This window comes from Shewanella sp. SR44-3 (genome assembly GCF_014163735.1).
In the GTDB taxonomy this organism is placed as follows: domain Bacteria; phylum Pseudomonadota; class Gammaproteobacteria; order Enterobacterales; family Shewanellaceae; genus Shewanella.
Genome location: NZ_JACJDV010000010.1, coordinates 65,795 through 85,745 on the forward strand (window position 1 = coordinate 65,795; position 19,951 = coordinate 85,745).

19 protein-coding genes are annotated in these 19,951 nt (G+C 44.0%); 12 read left to right on the forward strand and 7 right to left on the reverse strand.

Annotated features, from left to right (window positions below):
- Positions 1-70: 70 nt before the first annotated feature.
- A complete protein-coding gene (gene phoR / locus H5073_RS07850) occupies positions 71-1,369 on the forward strand; it encodes a phosphate regulon sensor histidine kinase PhoR (protein ID WP_182678631.1) in 1,299 nt (432 codons plus the stop codon).
- Positions 1,370-1,665: 296 nt separating this feature from the next.
- On the opposite strand, the gene hemW is transcribed toward phoR, so the two are convergent.
- From hemW to H5073_RS07880, 6 genes are all read right to left on the reverse strand, one after another.
- Complete coding sequence (gene hemW / locus H5073_RS07855; RefSeq protein WP_182678633.1) at positions 1,666-2,868, reverse strand: radical SAM family heme chaperone HemW; 1,203 nt, start codon at positions 2,866-2,868, stop codon at positions 1,666-1,668.
- An 8-nt stretch (positions 2,869-2,876) separates the two neighbouring features.
- Positions 2,877-3,479, reverse strand: coding sequence for an RdgB/HAM1 family non-canonical purine NTP pyrophosphatase (rdgB, locus tag H5073_RS07860; RefSeq protein WP_182678635.1), 603 nt, complete (start codon positions 3,477-3,479; stop codon positions 2,877-2,879).
- 250 nt (positions 3,480-3,729) lie between these two features.
- Entirely contained in the window at positions 3,730-4,179 is a 450-nt protein-coding gene (locus H5073_RS07865) for a DUF4426 domain-containing protein (RefSeq protein WP_182678637.1), read from the reverse strand.
- Between the two features lie 181 nt (positions 4,180-4,360).
- Positions 4,361-4,909 carry a YggT family protein gene (locus H5073_RS07870; protein ID WP_182678639.1) on the reverse strand — a complete coding sequence of 183 codons (549 nt, stop codon included), beginning with the start codon at positions 4,907-4,909 and terminating at the stop codon, positions 4,361-4,363.
- A gap of 144 nt (positions 4,910-5,053) precedes the next feature.
- Positions 5,054-5,872, reverse strand: coding sequence for a pyrroline-5-carboxylate reductase (gene proC / locus H5073_RS07875; RefSeq protein WP_182678641.1), 819 nt, complete (start codon positions 5,870-5,872; stop codon positions 5,054-5,056).
- Between the two features lie 171 nt (positions 5,873-6,043).
- Complete coding sequence (locus H5073_RS07880) at positions 6,044-6,751, reverse strand: YggS family pyridoxal phosphate-dependent enzyme (RefSeq protein WP_182678643.1); 708 nt, start codon at positions 6,749-6,751, stop codon at positions 6,044-6,046.
- Positions 6,752-6,785: 34 nt separating this feature from the next.
- Here H5073_RS07880 and H5073_RS07885 point away from each other — a divergent pair, with 34 nt between their 5' ends.
- From H5073_RS07885 to hemH, 4 genes are all read left to right on the forward strand, one after another.
- The gene (locus tag H5073_RS07885) at positions 6,786-7,823 is read left to right on the forward strand and encodes a type IV pilus twitching motility protein PilT (protein WP_182678645.1); all 1,038 of its coding nucleotides are present in this window, start codon (positions 6,786-6,788) and stop codon (positions 7,821-7,823) included.
- A 10-nt stretch (positions 7,824-7,833) separates the two neighbouring features.
- On the forward strand, positions 7,834-8,946 hold the full coding sequence (locus H5073_RS07890; RefSeq protein WP_182678647.1) for a PilT/PilU family type 4a pilus ATPase: 1,113 nt from the start codon (positions 7,834-7,836) through the stop codon (positions 8,944-8,946).
- A gap of 253 nt (positions 8,947-9,199) precedes the next feature.
- Positions 9,200-9,748, forward strand: a complete 549-nt coding sequence (locus tag H5073_RS07895) for a glutathione peroxidase (RefSeq protein WP_182678711.1) — start codon at positions 9,200-9,202, stop codon at positions 9,746-9,748.
- Between the two features lie 97 nt (positions 9,749-9,845).
- The gene (gene hemH, locus H5073_RS07900; RefSeq protein ID WP_182678649.1) at positions 9,846-10,892 is read left to right on the forward strand and encodes a ferrochelatase; all 1,047 of its coding nucleotides are present in this window, start codon (positions 9,846-9,848) and stop codon (positions 10,890-10,892) included.
- Between the two features lie 278 nt (positions 10,893-11,170).
- On the opposite strand, the gene H5073_RS07905 is transcribed toward hemH, so the two are convergent.
- Positions 11,171-11,725, reverse strand: a complete 555-nt coding sequence (locus H5073_RS07905) for a DUF4136 domain-containing protein (RefSeq protein WP_182678651.1) — start codon at positions 11,723-11,725, stop codon at positions 11,171-11,173.
- Positions 11,726-11,983: 258 nt separating this feature from the next.
- Between H5073_RS07905 and yciH the strand changes: the two genes are divergently transcribed.
- The 7 genes from yciH (at position 11,984) to H5073_RS07940 (ending at position 19,861) form a co-directional block, all read left to right on the forward strand.
- Positions 11,984-12,313 carry a stress response translation initiation inhibitor YciH gene (gene yciH / locus H5073_RS07910; RefSeq protein WP_182678653.1) on the forward strand — a complete coding sequence of 110 codons (330 nt, stop codon included), beginning with the start codon at positions 11,984-11,986 and terminating at the stop codon, positions 12,311-12,313.
- Positions 12,314-12,393: 80 nt separating this feature from the next.
- Positions 12,394-12,954, forward strand: coding sequence for a YqgE/AlgH family protein (locus H5073_RS07915; RefSeq protein ID WP_182678655.1), 561 nt, complete (start codon positions 12,394-12,396; stop codon positions 12,952-12,954).
- Positions 12,955-13,179: 225 nt separating this feature from the next.
- Positions 13,180-13,599 (forward strand): Holliday junction resolvase RuvX, encoded by a 420-nt coding sequence (gene ruvX / locus H5073_RS07920; protein ID WP_182678657.1) that lies wholly within the window; start codon positions 13,180-13,182, stop codon positions 13,597-13,599.
- Positions 13,600-13,865: 266 nt separating this feature from the next.
- Positions 13,866-14,357, forward strand: coding sequence for a transcription/translation regulatory transformer protein RfaH (gene rfaH, locus H5073_RS07925; protein ID WP_182678659.1), 492 nt, complete (start codon positions 13,866-13,868; stop codon positions 14,355-14,357).
- A 942-nt stretch (positions 14,358-15,299) separates the two neighbouring features.
- A complete protein-coding gene (locus H5073_RS07930) occupies positions 15,300-18,101 on the forward strand; it encodes an SLBB domain-containing protein (protein ID WP_182678661.1) in 2,802 nt (933 codons plus the stop codon).
- 171 nt (positions 18,102-18,272) lie between these two features.
- A complete protein-coding gene (locus tag H5073_RS07935; RefSeq protein WP_182678662.1) occupies positions 18,273-18,629 on the forward strand; it encodes a four helix bundle protein in 357 nt (118 codons plus the stop codon).
- A 269-nt stretch (positions 18,630-18,898) separates the two neighbouring features.
- Positions 18,899-19,861, forward strand: coding sequence for a Wzz/FepE/Etk N-terminal domain-containing protein (locus tag H5073_RS07940; RefSeq protein ID WP_182678664.1), 963 nt, complete (start codon positions 18,899-18,901; stop codon positions 19,859-19,861).
- Positions 19,862-19,951: the final 90 nt, after the last annotated feature.

The following is a 19,951-nucleotide window of genomic DNA, read 5'->3' on the forward strand; positions in this document are numbered from 1 at the left end:
AGGTTTAAACCTGATACAATCTGTGGGTTTATTCGTTTGTTGGGCTCAGCGACCATTTATTAGGTTATTTATGTTTGATGCGTACTCAGGGGTTCGCTTAGGGATTAAGTTAGCCAGTATCTTGTTGGTTTTTTCTCTATTGGGGCTGATATTAGATGAAGTGATCTTGATGCTATTGCTTGGTGTCATTGGATTATTAGCTTGGCATTACCGGCAAATTAGCCGACTTAATTTTTGGCTCTGGAAAGATAAACGCCTCACGCCGCCTCAAGGTCGTGGCAGTTGGGAAGGGATTTTCAACGGTATTTATCGCTTGCAAGGAAAAAATCGCCGCCGAGTGGGTCAGTTGGCGAACCTACTTGGCCGCTTTAGACAAGGGGCTGAAGCTTTACCCGATGCCGCAGTCGTGCTTGATTCTGAACATAATATTCTCTGGTGTAACAAACTGGCGCAGTTAATCTTAGGCTTTGTGTGGCCGCAAGATAATGGTCAGCGCATTGACAATCTCATCCGTCATCCAGACTTCTCAGCATACCTTAAAAGTGGCGCTTTTAATGAGCCATTGTCCTTGGCATCGCCGGTGTCAGACTCACGCCTGCTCGAAATTCGCATCATGGCTTATGGTGACAGGCAATTACTGCTTATCGCCCGTGATATTACTCGAATTGTGCAACTTGAAGGCATGCGTAAAGAGTTCGTCGCTAACGTATCCCATGAGCTTAAAACCCCTCTTACCGTGTTGCAGGGGTATCTGGAAATCATGCAGGGCATGGAGGAGGATGACTCACCAAAGGCCAAGCCACTAAAACTGATGCAGCAGCAAACTGAACGAATGCAGAGTATGGTGGAACAGCTATTAGCCCTGTCCCGTATTGAAGATGCCAGCGAGATAAACTTATCAAGCCAAGTGGATATGGATAAGTTAATGCTCCAGCTAAAAGAAGAGGCTAAGGCGCTCGCTTTGGATAACTACCAAGTGGAATTTAGCTGGGATAAGGGATTGCATAGTCATGGTGATGAGCTGCAGTTACGTAGTGCTTGCACTAATTTGATTTCTAATGCGATTCGTTATACTTCACCGGGCGGCAAAGTCAGTATTAGCTGGCGCAGAGTGGCAACTGGGGCATTGTTTAGTGTTACAGATACTGGGCTTGGAATTGCTCCGCAGCACATTAATCGCTTAACTGAGCGTTTTTATCGAGTCGATAATGCCCGCTCAAGTAAAACTGGCGGCAGCGGATTAGGACTTGCCATCGTAAAGCATGCATTAAATCATCATCATAGTGAGCTTTCTATTCAGAGTGAGCTAGGTAAAGGCAGTACCTTTAGTTTCGTTATTCCTAATCATTTACTCAGTTCACCACACTAATGTCATGAGCTATCTATTGATGCTGATGGGCGAGAGAGTAGCCAGAGTTAATCTACTAAGTGTTCCAAGGCTTTAGCTACACTTAACTAACCTCAACTCGGGTTAAGAGATGGATAAACGGTAGTGAATTATCAAAAAAATTCAATACCTTACATTCAAACTTGAACTTTGCGCTGAAAACAAGGCGAATTTGCGCGTCAATAGCTAGCCTATTGCAAGTGAATTCAACGCAGTTAGCGGTGCAAAGGGCTGTTTGATATGCATTTATTATCCCGAGCTGAGGTTAACTAATCATGCTAGTCAATAAACTGCGACAAAATATCGTTTACAAACATATGCCCTTTACTGGTGAGCTGCCAGTGAGTTTCATCTTGAGTAATCAGCCCTCGTGCTTGAGCTTTAGCCATGCCCGCATCGAGACTGGTGTGAGTAAGACCTGTGCGCTGCTCGAATTCGACCTTAGGAATTGCAGTCATTAGCCTTAAGCGATTCATCAAATATTCAAGCCCCATATCTTCACTTAAGATTGGCGTCACAGCAGTGGCGAAGTGATTAGTCTTAGCGGACGTTGATGGGGCAGCGTCATGTGACTGATTAACACAAAGCGCTGTTTCAGCGCAGGCAAGGTAGCCCTTAGGATGCTTTATTTTCACAGTGCGAACTATGCAGGCGTTATCCATCAAGGTGACTTTGCCGTGTGCGCCGCAGCCTATGCCTAAGTAGTCGCCAAACTGCCAGTAATTAAGGTTATGGCGGCATTGGAAACCAGGCTTGGCATAAGCTGATATTTCATATTGCTCATAACCTAACGCTGCCAGTTTTTGCTGCCCTTGCTGGTAAATTTGCCACAAGTCTTCATCATCGGGCAACTGCGGTGGTTTGGAGTGAAATAAGGTATTGGGCTCAATGGTGAGCTGATACCAAGATAAATGCGGCGGCTCAAGCGCCACAGCAGTATCGATATCACTCATGGCTTCAGTAAAGCTTTGATTGGGCAAGCCGTGCATCAAATCAAGATTAAAACTAAGGTAATTGGCTTGCTTGGCTTTTTGCGCCGCGACCACAGCTTCATTTTGATCGTGAATACGCCCAAGTAAATTTAATTTGTCCTTGGCGAAACTCTGCACCCCAATGGAGAGGCGAGTAATGCCGGCGGCTCTGTAAGCGCTAAAATCATCATGTTCAAGTGTGCCAGGGTTGGCTTCCATGGTAATTTCAATGTCTTTTTCGAAGGGGATGAGTGCCTGTACTCCAAGCAGCAACCGCTCAATTTGCTTGGCATCAAACAGTGACGGGGTGCCGCCACCGATAAAAATGGTGTGCAACTGTCTACCTTGAACATAATCCATGTCTTGGGCAAGGTCTGCCAATAGTGCATCCACATAAGCCTGTTGCGGTAATTCACCATGTTGGCCATGGGAATTAAAATCGCAATAAGGACATTTTTGAACACACCAAGGGATATGGATATAAAGGCTTAATGGCGGCAATTGCAACATGGTATGGCTTATCCTGTAATAATGCCGTGGGCTGTTAATGCGCTGATCAGTAGCTTAAGTGCCTTGCCTCTGTGGCTGACACTGTTCTTTTGACTGTCACTCAATTGTGATGCTGTGCATGCTTGCTGCTGTGGAATGAAAATAGGATCGTAGCCATGGCCATTCTCACCTTGGGGCGCGAGCGCTATTTCACCTTCCCACGAGGCTTGGCAGATAATAGGGCTTGGGTCGCTGCCGTGGCGCATATAAACCAGTACACATTGAAAGCGAGCACTGCGGTTAGCTTGGCCTTCAAGGGTAGTTAACAGCTTAAGATAGTTATTCTTTTCATTAGCATTGGGGGCGGCGTAGCGGGCTGAATATATGCCTGGCGCTCCATTTAATGCATCAACTTCTAAACCTGAATCATCACTGATGGCTGGCATGCCGGTTACTTGTGCCGCGTGGCGGGCCTTAATGATGGCATTTTCAACAAAGGTAGTGCCAGTTTCGGCCACTTCGGTGACATTGAATTGGCTCTGGGCCAAGACATTGATGTTAAACGGAGCAAACATTTGCTCAAATTCTTTGAGTTTGCCTTTATTGCCACTGGCGAGCACGATTTGCTGCATGAATAACCTGCCGAAGATGTGATAAGTGAATAGGCCGCTATGATACCTAACCCCAGTCTCATCAACAAGGCAATCCCAATGAAGAAGCTGAGTTAGCTTACTACTTAAATACTTTGAAGATGAATTCAGGGGAAATAAAAACACCCTGCATCAGCAAGGCGTTTAAGAGAGGCGTTACTCGAGCTGCGGGCAAAATTTTAAACCATTCCCAACAACTAACAGTTAACAACTAACAGCTAACGCTTAGGTATTAATCGATATAGAATTTCTGTTTAAACTTAACCGAAGTATTAAGCTTTGTATTGTATTTAATTGAAATGTCGAAGTTGATCTCTTGGTCATCACGGTATGGCACTTGCGCTATGTAGTAAATTGAATCACCTTCTCTGATTTCTTTAAACTCAAGATCAATGCGGGCGTCTAATAAGTTGTTGGCAATTCCTGATATCTCCACCGCCACGGCTGGCATGCCTTCTTGGCTAGTATCAAGCACGGTAATGTTAACTAAGCCTGTATAGCTACTGCGCTCTATGCCATAAGTTTTAGCTATGGTTGGGGTAATAAAGGTACTGCTAAGAGCCATGTAATGGATATCGTAATTACCGACTTTTTGTTTTTGCTCTGCATTGGCTAGGCCTGAAAAACTGATACTTATCAGTATTAACACTAATGCGGCCAAGCGGAATAGGGGATTTAGCATTTGTGGTGTCCTCGTTGAGTCTCTGGCCTGAATGGCCTAGGGAACGGATCATAAATTGAGTATAGGCTAAGGCCGTATATTGAGCATGAAACTTAATGTTTGCAGCTGGCATTAAGGAACATAATTGCTTGTACGCCATATATTGATAATTTATGGCGTACAAGCATGCTGTCATTACTAACTAGATGATGGCCCAAAATGGCACGTATTGGGCGAGCAACATATTTAAAAAATTAAGTCCGATAATGACAAACATCACAGATAAATCTAACCCACCCATAGGAGGAATGATGCGACGTACTGGGGCTAAAACTGGCTCAGTTAATTGAGTCATCATCATAACAATTGGATTATGACCTTGATTGAACCAGCTTAATAATGCGCGAATGAGAATAAGCCAGAACAGTAATACTCCGGCTTCTTTGACAACTGACACCAGAGAGAATAACAACAGAGTCAGAATTTCAATGGTCGCACCGGCAAGCAGAGTAAGTACTAACATTTTCACCAACACCACCAAAAAAGCCAACACAATAGAGGCGGTATCTATGCTACCCAATGAAGGCAGGATTCTGCGCATAGGGGCTAAGATAGGGTGGGTGGCTTTAACGATAAATTGGCTGAATGGGTTGTAAAAATCGGCCTTGGCCCACTGGAGCCAAAAGCGCAAAATAACAACCATTAAATAAAGATCGAACAGGGTGGTGATCAAAAAACTCATTGCATTCATGTTCATGTGCCTTAGTTGTTGTAGCTATGGAGCGTTAGTTGCTTGAAATTGGAGATTAACGATTAAACATTACACTTGATTGTGCACGGTTCACCCCGTCAGATAAATGATATTTTATCTGACGGGGCACACATATTGAGTTATTTAAAATGTTTTAGCCATTTCATCGGCTCGATTAATGCAATTCACCATTGCCTGTTTAACTAAGCCGCGAATATCTCCGCGCTCAAAAGTGGCTAAAGCTTCCGCGGTTGTGCCGCCTTTTGAGGTCACGTTTGTTCTAAGGGTTGCAGGGCTTAAATCTTGGTTATGAACTATCATTTGCGCCGCACCAAGGGCGGCTTGCTCGGCCAATAGTCGTGACTTTGTTTCATCCATACCTAAGGCAACACCAGCTTCAATCATGGATTCAACAAATAAGAAAAAATATGCTGGTGAACTGCCAGCCAGAGCTATGACTAAATTAAGCTCAGCTTCTTTGTCTACCCACATGACTTTGCCGCCCGTTTTCATCAAAGTTTCTGCTAACTGCTTTTGCTCATCATTGACGTTTGCTACGGCGAAAAGCCCTGTCATGCCATGGCCGATTTGAGTCGGGGTATTTGGCATGCAGCGGATCAAGCGCACTTTTTGCTTAAAGTAGTCATCATAGCGATTTGCCGTGATGCCTGCTGCGATAGTGATCACTAGCTTACCGTTTAAGTCCAAGGATTGCAGCGCCTCACACACTTGCTGCATCAGCTGAGGTTTAACACCTAACACTATCACATCGCACTCTTTTGCTGTGGCGAGGTTATCGTTGGACACCTTAATATTAAAGTCAGTGACCATGGCATCGAGTTTGCTTTGGCTTGGATTGGTGGCGTAAATCAATTGTGATGGGTAGCCATGTGTTACTAGGCCGCTGACGATACTGCGGGTCATGTTGCCGGCGCCGATAAAACAGATTTTTGCTTGTGTCATGTTGGTTCCCAATGGGTTAAAAAGGCTGCGCTGTTTAATCAGCTGAGATAAAGAAGCCCTTGGTTCAAAAATGTAAACAATCGGCCCTTAAATGAGTGCGCATTAAAACTGGCGCATATCAAAATCAGTAAACACTAAAATCCGTGTGCATCAAAGCTTGTACCTAGCAGACTAGCGAGCCCCAAAAATGGCGCTGCCGATCCTTACCATGGTTGAGCCGTGAGCGATGGCAAGACCGAGATCGTCACTCATGCCCATAGAAAGTGTGTCTAGCTGAGGATAAGTTTGCTTAAGTGTATCAAAACATGCCTTAAGTTGGCTAAATTCCTTTGAAAGTTCAGCTTGTGCTTGTGTAATATTATCAAAATTAGCTTGCTGGCTGGGGATAGCCATTATCCCCCGTAACCTCAGGTTTGGCATTGCTGCGATGGCGCTAGCAAGTTGCGCCACTTCAATGAGACCTACGCCAGCTTTACTGTCTTCACCGCTAATATTGACTTGAATGCACACATTCAAAGGCGGCTTATCTGCTGGGCGCTGCTCTTGTAACCGCTGGGCAATTTTTTCTCGAGAAACTGTATGCAGCCAATCAAAATTCTCAGCAATAATGCGGGTTTTATTTGATTGTAGCGGGCCGATAAAGTGCCATTCAATATCAGGATAGTTTGGGGTTAACTTAATAACTTTCTGTTGGCCTTCTTGAACGTAATTTTCACCAAAACTGCGTTGACCTGCCTGGTAGGCTTCGATGATGTCACTCACGGGTTTGGTCTTACTCACGGCGAGAAGATTAACGCTTTGATGAGGGCGATGATGTTCTTGTTCAGCTTGCGCTATTCTGAACTGGGCGAGCTTGAGTCTGTCTGCTATTGTTGTCATATATTTATTATTGCTTGAATGGATGTTTATCACGATGGAAATTACTGAATTATTAGCCTTTAGCGTCAAACACAAGGCTTCAGATCTGCATTTATCAGCTGGCGTAGCACCTATGATCCGCGTCGATGGCGAAGTCAGAAAAATTAATCTGCCAGCACTGGATCACCAAGGCGTTCACAGCCTAGTGTACGATATAATGAACGATAAACAACGCAAAGACTATGAAGAGCACCTAGAAATTGATTTTTCATTTGAAGTGCCTAATTTAGCCCGTTTTCGTGTCAATGCTTTTAACCAGTCGCGGGGTGCGGGCGCAGTGTTTCGTACCATTCCCAGTGATATTTTATCCCTTGAGCAACTAGGCGCACCTGAAATATTTAAAAAAATCGCCAGCTTCCCACGTGGCTTAGTGTTGGTGACGGGCCCTACAGGTTCAGGTAAATCAACCACCTTGGCGGCCATGGTGGATTATGTGAATGAGAACCGTCATGACCACATATTAACCATTGAAGATCCTATCGAATTTGTGCATCAAAACAAGCAATGTTTGATTAACCAACGTGAAGTCCACAAGCATACTCACAGCTTTAATGCGGCGCTACGTTCGGCACTACGTGAAGATCCCGATGTTATTTTGGTGGGGGAAATGCGTGATTTAGAGACCATTCGTTTAGCGATGACCGCAGCGGAAACTGGTCATTTAGTGTTTGGTACCTTGCACACCACTTCAGCGGCAAAAACCATTGACCGTGTGGTTGATGTATTCCCAGCAGGTGAAAAAGACATGGTGCGCACTATGCTGTCTGAATCATTGCAGGCGGTTATTTCGCAAACCTTGATCAAGAAAATTGGCGGAGGCCGAGTTGCCGCCCATGAAATTATGATGGGCACACCAGCGATTCGTAACCTTATTCGTGAAGATAAAGTGGCGCAAATGTACTCGGCAATTCAAACAGGGATGTCTCATGGCATGCAAACCTTGGAGCAAAGTTTACAAGTGTTAGTGAATCGTGGCCTTATTACTCGTGAAGACGCTATGTCTAAGAGCTCAAACAAACAAGCCAACTTCTAAGGAAAGTCTTATGGATGTTATTCCTTTTTTAAAAGTCATGGTGGAGCGTAAAGCCTCGGATCTGTTTATTACCGCAGGGTTTCCACCGAGTGCGAAAATTGATGGTGAGTTACGCCCATTAACAGAAGAGAAGCTTAACCCAGCGCAATCCTTGGCATTTGTCGAAGCCTTGATGACAGAGGTGCAGAAAAAGGAGTTTCACGACACCAGTGAATGTAACTTTGCTTTTGCGGAAAAAGACTTGGGCCGTTTTCGTGTTAGTGCTTTTTGGCAGCGGGAATCTGCAGGCTGCGTAATGCGCCGCATTGAAACTAAAATTCCAGAGGTAGATGATTTAAAACTCCCCCCCATTTTAAAAGATTTAGTCATGAGCAAACGTGGCCTTATCATCATGGTGGGCGGTACTGGGACTGGTAAGTCGACTTCACTTGCCGCTTTGGTCGGTTATCGCAATGCCAACTCTCGCGGGCATATTCTTACCATAGAAGATCCGGTGGAATTTGTTCACGATCATAGACGTAGCATTATCACTCAACGCGAAGTGGGCATAGATACTGAATCCTTTGATGCTGCCCTGAAAAGCTCATTACGCCAAGCGCCAGATGTCATTCTTATTGGTGAAATTCGCAGTCAAGAAACCATGGAGTTTGCACTGTCTTTTGCAGAAACCGGCCACCTGTGTATGGCCACTTTGCACGCAAATAATGCTAACCAAGCGCTGGATCGCATTATGCACTTGGTACCTGAAAGCAAACATCATCAATTGCTGTTCGATTTGTCACTTAACCTGCGCGGTATTGTTGCACAGCAATTAGTGGCAAAATCTGATGGTAGCGGGCGCCGTGCAGCCATCGAAGTGCTGATCAACACGCCTAGGGTATCGAGCATTATCGCCAAAAATGAGCTGCACTTACTCAAAGAAACCATGGCTAAATCTAATGAGCAAGGGATGCAGACTTTTGATCAAGCGTTACTTAAGTTGTACGCAGAGGGTGAAATTAGCTATGCCGATGCCTTGCATCACGCCGATTCACCAAACGATTTACGCTTGATGATTAAACTGCAAAATAATGAAACTGGCGGCAGTGGTTTGATGGACGGCGTGACCTTGAACATGGATTAAGCATGGATTAGCTTAAGCCTATAAGTGTTGGCTTATCAAGGACAGCATAGGCGGGTTATCTCAATATAAAAGATCATTCAGCTGAATGATCTTTTTTGTTTATTCAATATGATACTATGACAAAAATGCTTTATTGGAGCTCGATATGTCGTTTATTTCACCTTGTTTATCAGATCTGAAATCTTGTTTTAGCCTTGCTTATCTGCGAGTAAAACTGTGCTTATTGGCGATCATGCCAACGGCTTTTTTGTTGATGGTTTCTCCTGCTGCATGGGCTGATAACCAAGCGATTGTTGAAACCGCCCCAGCACCGATATGTCCTGAATATTTAAATGTTAAGGCGAGAAAATTACATTCAGATAAAATTATTGACTTGTGTGAGCTCACTCAAGGTAAAGCGGTATTAATCGTAAATACTGCCAGTAATTGTGGTTTCACCCCGCAATTTAAGGCCTTGGAAGCGCTTCATCAAGAGTATCAGGCACAAGGTTTAGTGGTGATAGGCTTTCCATCAGATGATTTCTTTCAAGAAGAAAATGATGAAGCTAAAACCGCAGACGTCTGTTTTCTTAATTATGGCGTCAGCTTTACCATGTTGGCGACCTCTGCGGTGAGAGGTAGTGATGTTAACTCAGTGTTTAAGTACTTAGCGGATAAAAGCGCTAGTCCAAAATGGAACTTTTATAAGTATCTTGTTAGCCCTGATGGCAGCAAGGTGCTGCAGTTCAACTCCCGAGTTAAACCTGACAGCATTGAGCTTAATCAGGCGATAAAAAAGGTATTAACAAGCGTGAAAAGCTAATGTAGGCTGAAGTGGTGAGTGGTGAGTGGTGAGTGGTTCGTGGGTTAATGGTTAATAGTGAGTTGTATATTTTAGATTAAGTGAGATGGAGAATATTTTGGCTAAAGTGAGTGGTTTATCCAAAGAGTTGGGTCATACACAAAGAAATAAGACGGGGGTGTTGCTGGTTAATTTAGGCACCCCAGAGGCGCCTACAACCAGTGCTGTTAGAGCCTATCTTGCCGAGTTTTTAAAGGACCCTAGGGTGATAGAAATCCCAAGGCTTGTGTGGTTAATTATTCTTCATGGGATTATTTTACGCATACGTCCGGCAAAATCTGCAGCCTTGTATCAGAAAATTTGGACCGAAGCTGGCTCGCCTCTACTGGCCATCAGCGAGCGTCAACAAGTCAAATTACAAACTTACTTGAATGAACACCAGTTGACCGATAAAAATGGTCAAGCTGTGAGCGTGCACTTAGCCATGCGTTATGGCTCGCCATCAATAAAGCACACTATGCTTGAAATGCACCAGTCTGGTATTGATAACCTCGTAGTATTGCCCTTGTATCCACAATATGCAGCGCCCACCACTGCATCAGTATTTGATGCAATAGCCGATACATTAAAACAGTGGCGCTATTTGCCATCACTGCATTTTATTCATACCTATCATGATAATAGTGACTATATCGCAGCGTTATTTTCATCTATCAAAGCCGACTTTAACGCCAACGGCATACCAGAGCGCTTAGTCCTGAGTTATCACGGCATGCCCGAGCGTAACCTGCATCTTGGGGACCCTTATTATTGCTTTTGCATGAAAACCACACGTCTAGTAGTAGAAAAGATGCAGCAGCAAGGGATTGATATTGCTAGTGAAGCTGTGATCACCAGCTTTCAATCACGTTTTGGCAAAGCTAAATGGTTACAACCCTATACCGATGTCACCTTAGAAAAACTCGCTTTAGAAGGGGTGCGTGATATTGCGATAGCCTGCCCTGCATTCAGTGCTGACTGCTTAGAAACCTTAGAGGAAATTGAGCAGGAAAATCGAGAAGTGTTTATTCACGCCGGCGGTCAGTCGTTTCGCTACATCAGTGCATTAAATGATAATGATGACCACATAATGATGATGGCAAATTTGGTTAAACCATATCTTTAAAGGCAGGGCGCTACGCTGCTAGATTCTAGGAATAAAGCAAGATTACGGACTACGGAACGCTGCGCTTACGGATAATGGAAAATCGGTAATCTGTAGCCCGCAGGGCGTTCGGTAGTCACGAAGTGGCGTGCGTTTTCTAAACCTAGGATCTAGAAGGAGCAAAGCGACGTCCTTTGGCGAGCTTGCGAGTTCCTAGAATCTGATCTTATAACCTAGGATCTAGCAGGACGAAGTCCGCCCTCAGGCGAACTTGTGAGTTCCTAGGATCTAGTTCAGTTCTAGTTTACTTTTGGCGGGTAGTTTTTCATCATGGCGCTTATGGCCAGATTAATATTGATGATTTTCTCTTGTGGGGTATCTCTGTCGTTAATCGTGTCTGCGACTGTGCCACGCCAAACCAGTTTAGCGGTTTTATTATCGATTAAATCTACAATTAAGGTACCAATTTCATATTCTCTAACAACCGTTTGCGTATGCACAGTACCCGCAACGCCCCAGCGAGGGCCATAAAACGGATTGTAGCCAAAATCCGTGCTAAAGGTGTCGACATCAATTTTCTTATCAACCTTAGTCAGATAATTCACTAATACATCAGCTTCACTAGCAGGGACTTGCTTAAACCCTCTAAGGGCTAATTCATTTGCCACAGCGAGCTTGACTCTTTGATCCATCAGTCCATCTAAATGGTAGCTGGTATTGTCAACTTTCTTTTCTACCCATGAATAGCTTTTATATTGCGCAAAGCTAATCTCAGGATCGTAGTCATAACTGGTTGAAAGGCTGGTACATGCCGTCAAACTAAACAGGGCTGCGGCGATTAAAAGGATTCTCATAACTGCTCCAAAATATTAACTCATTGATACATTGTAGAGACATTTGCAGCTTAAAAGTTCAACTGCAACAAAAGGGGATTACCCCTTAGGAATTTGTATGCTTAACTTACTGTTAATATAGTCTTAATTTTAAAGCTGCGATAGAGTTAGCGTGGATATTTAATCCCATTTACTATCAAGTTGAAAACATGAGCCATCTGACCATAGGTTTGATAGTATTTGTGAGATAGCGAATATGAACAGAAAAGAGAACATATTATGAGAGCAGATCCTAATGTTTCCCTCGTCTACAGCACGGACACAGGTCGAATAACCCCAGAGCAAGCTACGCAAGCAGCACCAGAAGGTGATGGCATTGTGCGTATTCATAAAGACACCAAAGGTCGTAAGGGTAAGGGAGTGAGTGTTATCAAAGGCTTAGGTCTAGATGAAAAAAACCTTAAAGACTTGGCGCAAAAGCTGAAAAAACAGTGTGGTTGCGGCGGCACAGTGAAAGATTTTTGTATCGAAGTACAAACAGATAATCGCGAGCAGCTTAAAACCTTACTTGAGAAAATGGATTTTAAAGTCAAATTAGCCGGTGGTTAGCCCGGTGTGCTAAACCTGTAAAGTAATTCCATAAAGCAATAGCTTCTAAAATAATAGCCCCAAAAGTAATAGGACTTATAATGGAAAGCCTAAAAGATCATTTGCTTATCGCTATGCCATCCCTAGATGGTTCATTTTTTGAACGGACAGTGATTTATCTGTGTGAACACGATGAAAAAGGTGCTATGGGTATTGTTATCAATCGCCCCATTGGTCTTGGGGTCGAAGGTTTGCTCGAACAAATGGGCTTGGATAATGAAGCTAACGCATTGTTATCAGAGCAAGCTCAAGTCCTGATTGGCGGGCCTGTGCTACCAGAGCGCGGCTTTGTATTACATAGCCCTGAAAAATCTTGGATAAACAGTGAGCCAGTCAGCGATTACTGCACCTTAACCACTTCAAGAGATATACTTACCGCCATAGGTACTCAGGATGCCCCGAGCCATTTTAAAGTTGCCTTGGGTTATTCTGGTTGGAGTAAAGATCAATTAGAGCAAGAGCTTGCTGATAATACTTGGCTTACGATTAAAGCCAATGCTGAACTGGTGTTTGATTTAGAACACGATGAGCTTTGGACCCTTGCTACCAAAGAGCTGGGTTTTGATATTTGGCAGCTATCTAGCCAAACAGGCCATGCTTAACGGATGACGGATGACGGATGACGGATGACGGATGGCGGATAACGGAACGCTGCGCTTACGGAAGAAGCGGAAGAAGGAAAACCGTATTCAGTAGCCCGAAGGGCGTTCGGTAGGCGCACAGCGCCGTTCGTCTTGTTAAATCTAGAATCTAGAAGGAGCAAAGCGACGCTCTCCGGCGAGCCTGCGAGTTCCTAGGGGCTCGTATAATTAATTAAAGAGATCACAATGAATCAAACCGTAATAGGTTTCGACTACGGGACTAAAAGTATTGGCGTGGCAGTGGGGCAGAGCATTACCGCTAGCGCCAGCCCTTTGTTGGCATTAAAAGCTCAGGATGGGATCCCAAATTGGGATGATATCGATAAAATATTGAAAGAATGGCAACCTGAGCTGGTGGTTGTTGGTCTGCCACTCAACATGGATGGCACAGAACAAGACATCACCCAAAGGGCGAAGAAGTTTGCCAATCGCATCAGTGGTCGTTTCGGGGTAAAAGTGGTTACTCAAGATGAGCGCTTAACCACCGCCGACGCCAAGGCACGGTTATTTGAACTTGGCGGCTTTAAAGCGCTAACCAAAGGCCAGGTAGATGCCGTCTCTGCGGTACTTATCATAGAAAGTTACTTCGAAAATCAATATCTTTAAAAGCAGGAGGTCGCTTCGCGATTACAGAACGCCCTGTGGGCTACGGATGACAGAAAACGGTAAACGCAGTGTTCGGTCATCCGTAAGCGAAGCGTTCCGTCTTCCTTCTAATATCCTCCTTCTTTGCTCTAATCTCTAGCCTACAAGCCTTACTGCTGTTAGAATCTTGCACTTCTGCGAAGGAGTGCATAGTAAACTTTGTGCTCGCATTCGCCTATTTCGTCCCAAGTGCCTAATAAGGGCATAGCAAAAAGGTTAATGAGTAAATGAAAGCTTGGTATTTATTGTACTGTAAGCCCAAAAGTGAGCTTCGTGCCCAGCAAAATTTAGCATTACAACAAGTTGAAAGTTACTTGCCTGTCATCAAAGAACAAAAAACAGCTAGGGGTAAAACCAAAGTTGTTGAAGTCCCTCTATTCCCGAATTATCTCTTCATTCATTTTGATCCTACAGAATTTAGCGTTAGCAAAATCCACAATACTCGTGGTGCTAGCCGTATTATTGGTTGCAAGGAATTAATGACGCCGATAAATGATGCCATCATAGCCGAAATCAAACACAGAGTGGGTAATCATCAACTAGAGGTTGAACCTGGGTTGATTAAAGGGGATAAAGTACGCTTTACCCAAGGGCCTTTTGTGGATTTGGATGCCATTTTTGATGAAAACTGTGCCAATCAACGCTGCAATGTGCTGTTTACCATTATGGGGCAGCAAAAATCATTGCAAGTGGATATTGACCAAGTTGTACGCTGTTGAATTTCCCTATAAGAATCACCTTTAACCCTTGAAAATATCTTCCTTAGAGTAGATATTGGCTGAATAACCTGTGAGACATTCGCCATAGGATTAAAGTATTTTTTTAGGTTTTAGTGTTGATTTTGTTTTTTTAAACTTAAAATCAACTGTTTAGATGTTTTTATTTTTTACATGAGTTTTTATAATTATTGTGCCATTAACTTTCAAAAAGTGGCTTTATGCAACTGAGTGATTAATCTACATCAGTTTTTTGTCAATTCAGGTATAATCTTTCGCCTCTAATTATTATGGCCTTGCTTTACGGCAGTAAGTAATTGGAAGCAAACATAACAATACATAATTTCGCACCGCGAAGGGCAATATAGAAGCCGCAATCTATGGGCGGTAGCGTGTCCGAAGGGCATCGAATGAAAAGTTTCATTCGTTAAGCGAACGCCGAAGGCCTCTCGATAACTGCTCCTGCGTTATTCTACTTACCTACATCCTTGTAGGCATGGCCGCCACGCGGAACGGTAGCGTGTCTGACACAAATTGTCTGGAACAATTTTGAACAGCTTTAGCTGGCCCGGAGGGTGAATTACAGGATGTGATTCATAAAGGACAAAAGACAGAACAGTTTCTGTCTTTTAGTGGACGCCGAAGGCCTCTCGATAACTGCTCCTGCGTTATTCTACTTACCTACATCCTTGTAGGCATGGCCGCCACGCGATAAACATGACTGGAACATGTTTAAACAGCTTCGCTGGTCCGCAGGGTGGAGAACATGGACGTTCGGAGTAATCGGTAGCGTGTCTAAAAGCAGAACGTTGCTTCGCGACTACAGAACGCCCTGTGGGCTACTGATGACAGAAAACGGTAAACGCAGTGTTCGGTTATCCGTAAGCGAAGCGTTCCGTCATCGTCTAAGCCTTTTATATTTTATTTTTTCAACGGAGAGAACAGGTGTTACACAAAACAAAAACAATGCTAATTGCCAGTGTCGCAGCACTATGTCTAATGGCTGCTCAGGTTCATGCAGTGACACCGTCTCGGCAAGCCCAGGCTTTTACACCCTCTCCGCAGATGATAGAGCAATTTAAACAACTACCTAAATCTGAACAAGAACGTATTGCTAAGCAATACGGCATAGACCCGGCAATGCTATCGGGTGGCAATCGCGGTGCCTCCCAACCCATGGAAAATCCTAATCTTGTTAATGCAAGGGGAGAGTTTGCACAAGATGATGCTTCTGGGGATAGAAACAACAAACAAGAGGCAAAAGAAGATTTTGATTTCAAACAAGATAGTCAAAAAAATGAGCTAAAGCGTTTTGGCTATGACATGTTTGCGGGTGAACCCACTACCTTTGCTCCTGTGTCTGATGTACCTGTGCCAAGTGATTATAAGATGGGCCCTGGCGATGAACTTAAAGTGCAGCTTTATGGTAAAGAAAATCAAGAATACAGCCTAACGGTTGGCCGCGATGGCAGTGTGCAATTTCCTGAACTTGGGCCAATCCAACTCAGTGGTATGAGTTTTTCAGAAGCTAGGGAATCACTGCAACAGCGCATTAAGCAGCAAATGATTGGCATAGAATCCAATATCAGCATGGGTGAGCTACGTTCAATCCGGATTTTTGTCGCTGGCGATGCTTATAAGCCAGGTTCTTATACCGTATCGAGTCTATCAACCATTACTCAAGCCTTATTCGTGGCTGGCGGTGTGAACGACATAGGTAGCCTGCGTAATATTCAAGTGAAGCGCAATGGCAAGCTTGTGGGGCATCTTGATTTGTATGATTTGTTATTAAGAGGCGATGCGTCAGGTGATATTAATCTACGTTCAGGTGACGTGGTGTTTATCCCTGCGGTGGGTAGCTTAGTTAGCGTAACAGGTGAAGTGCGCCGCCCAGCTATTTATGAAGTGGCCAGCAATGAGACCATAGGCGATGTGGTCAATATGGCAGCAGGCGTGAAAGCCGGCGCTTATGCACAAGCCACTAGCCTAGAGCGCTTTAATGATAATGGCCTGAAAAGTATTATTAATCTTGATTTAACCACAGCTAAAGATAAGCAATTAAAAGCGAAAGCGGGTGATTACATTCGAGTTAAAAATGCTTCAAGCCAATTTGAAAACAGCATTACCTTAGTCGGTGCGGTTGTGCGTGCGGGCAAGTACCAATGGCGTGAAGGCTTAACCGTTAAAGATATTATTCCCAGTGTATGGGGCGACTTATCGCCAACGGCGGATCTTAATTACGCTTTAGTGGTTAGAGAAATTAATAAGCACGGCGATATTGAAGTACTTCAATTCGCTATTGGTGCCGCGATTGCCGATGGCAGCTTAAAAGAAAACTTAGTTTTAAAGCCAAGAGACAAAATTTTAGTTTTCAACTATGACGATACAACACAGAGTCGCTTTGAATTAAATAAGTTGGTAAAGCAAAGGCTAGCGAAAGTCTCGGAGCTTAAAGGCAATTCTTTACTCGGTGATGATTTATTTAAAGCAGGTTTTGACAGCATTAATTTCTCTGCTCAGAAAAAATACACTGCTGCAGATATTGCTGGCGTGGTGATGACGGATAAAAATATTAATGAAGAACAACAGCTAGAGCAAAAAGCGGTAGCCAATGAAGTATCACAAATGCTGGCCAACTTATTTGATGATGTTGAATTAGTTAAATTAAGTGCTGCAATGAGTCGCAGCGAATTGCTATACCCCATAATCAATAAGCTTTATCAGCAAGCAGGTACTCAAACCAGTATTCAAATCGTGGCTGTAGCGGGTAAAGTGCGTCATCCTGGTTTATACCCTCTGAGTTTACAAGCTAAAGTCACTGATTTAGTTAAAGCCGCTGGCGGTCTAGTGGAAGGGGCTTACATTGGCAATGCAGAGCTAACGCGCACGGTTAATAGTGGTGCAAGCTCTGATATTAGGCATATTGCGATAGATTTACAAAGTGCCTTAATCGGCGACCAACAAGCCAATATTGCCATTGAAGGCCGCGATGTATTAACGGTGCAAACCATACCCGATTGGCAAGAAACTAAAAGTATCGAAATTCGTGGTGAAGTGACATTCCCTGGTACTTATAATATCGGCCGTGGTGAGAGCTTAAAGGATGTTTTAACCCGTGCCGGCGGCTTAACTCAATATGCATCGGCAAGCGGCGCGGTATTTGTGCGCGAATCTGTGCGTCAGCAAGAGCAGCTAGAAATCAAAAAGCTAGCTAATCAGCTGCGCCGAGATATAGCAAGCCGCGGTGTTTCAAAAGATGGCCTGCAAGTTAATTACAGCGACGCACAAATGATGCTTGCCGACCTTGAAAATATCAAAGCCCTCGGTCGTTTAGTGGTTGATCTTAATGCATTAAACCTTGGCATTGAAGAAGCAGATTTACAGCTAGAAGATGCCGATGTGCTTTATGTGCCAGCGATTAAGCAAACTGTTGCAGTTATGGGGGAAGTACAACATCCATCGACTCACAGATTTAAAGCAGGCCTCACCTTAGATGACTACCTTACTATGTCTGGTGGCAGTCGCGAGCGCGGCGATGACTCACGTATTTACGTAATCAAGGCTGATGGTTCAGTGATGATGCCACAAAATAGCTTATGGTTTACCGCCGATACCAACATAGACGCAGGTGATACCGTAATAGTGCCGTTAGATACCGATTACAAAGATAACCTCACTTTGTGGACTCAAGTTACCGGCATCATCTACAACACAGCAGTCGCAATCTCAGCGATATCGGGGTTATAAAGAGTAAATCTGTTAGTGGATGACGGAACGCCCCTTTGGTGCTACGGATAACGGAATGCTGCTTCGCAGCTCACAGAACGGGCATTGCCCTGACGATGAAAGAAGCGTTCAGCTTTTACCGTTATCCGTATTCTGTGAGCGAAGCGTTCCATTTTTTCCCAAGGATTGGATATGAAATTTCAAAAGCTAGAAGTCTGGCAACTTAGTTACCAGTTATCATCTTCTATTTATTTGGCAACAAAAGACCTCCGAGATTGGGGCTTCAAAGATCAGATTACACGCTCAGGCTTGTCAGTCCCCTCAAATATAGCTGAGGGGATCGAGAGGCAAGGAATAAAAGAACAAATTCAATTTTTATATATAGCTAAAGCTTCACTGGCTGAGCGAATGACTCAGTTAATGATAGGACGAGACATTGGTTATCTAGATGCTAGTTTCGTAGACGAAAAGCTACAAATTGCTGAGCGTATATCAGGGATGCTTGCGGGATTAATCAAATCGATTAAAGAGCGAAATTCAGAACGTTGAAACTTAAACTGGAACGTCACTACGTGACTTACGGATAACAGCACGCTGCTTCGCAGCTACGAAACGGGCTTAGCCCTCGCTGTCAACTGTACATCGTCTTCGGTGAACGGAGTATTCAGTCAACGTTTTTCGCTTTGCTTTTGCCGTAAGCGTAGCGTTCCGTAATCCGTGATCGTTTTTTATGCAATCCGTAAGCGAAGCGTTCTGTAGTGACGAAGTCACGTTCCGTTAACCGTATTCGAAAACTCAAATGATGAGATAATTTTTAAATGTCTATAGAAGTTACCAAATATCAACAAGACTCCGAATTTACCTCACGCGCAAGCGAAGATGAGATTGATTTGAGGGAGTTATTTGCCGTCATCTGGCAAGGCAAGTGGCTCATCATTGCCATAACCACTTTGTTTGCCATTGGCTCAGTTCTCTTCGCCTTAAGTCAGCCCAATATCTATAAATCAGAAGCACTACTAGCGCCAGCCTCTACGGATCAAAACGGTGGCGGTGGCTTGGCGGCCCTTGCTGGCCAATTTGGCGGCCTTGCCAGTATGGCGGGCATCAACCTCGGTGGCGCTGGCGGCGCTGATAAAACCCAGCTCGCTATCGAAGTGATAAAGTCGCGCCAATTTACCAGCGACTTTATTCAAAAACATGACATTTTAGCGGATGTGATGGCGGCTAAAAACTGGGACATGGCAAATGATAAAGTCATTTATGATGCCGATGATTATCGAGTAGATACGAAAGAGTGGATAAGACAGGCAGATGCGCCTTTTAAATCACAACCATCAATGCAAGAAGCATACAAGGAGTTCAAAAAAATCATTGCAGTCAATGCCGCCAAAGACACTGGGATGGTGACTATATCTATCGAGCATGTCTCCCCTGCCATTGCCCAGCAGTGGGTGACTTGGCTTGTTGAAGACATCAACAAAGTGATGAAAGAGCGTGATGTGCTTGAGGCCATGCGCAGCACGGAGTTTTTAAACAAGCAAATAGCGCTAACTAACGTCGCCGATATACGCACTATGTTATATAAGCTGATTGAAGAGCAAGCCAAGACGATAATGTTTGCCGAAGTGCGTGATGAATACGTATTTAAAACTATCGATCCGGCATTAGTTCAAGAAGAGAAAGCCAAACCTAAGCGTGCATTAATAGTTGCGTTAGGCACTATGATTGGTGGAATGCTAGGCGTGATGTTAGTTCTTATTAGGTATTTTGTTAAAAAATAACTACTAAATTACCCTATAAAGTAAAAACTGTTGATGCTGGTATGCTTTATTTTTATAGGTGCATTTTAACCGTTTAATATAATAGCAATC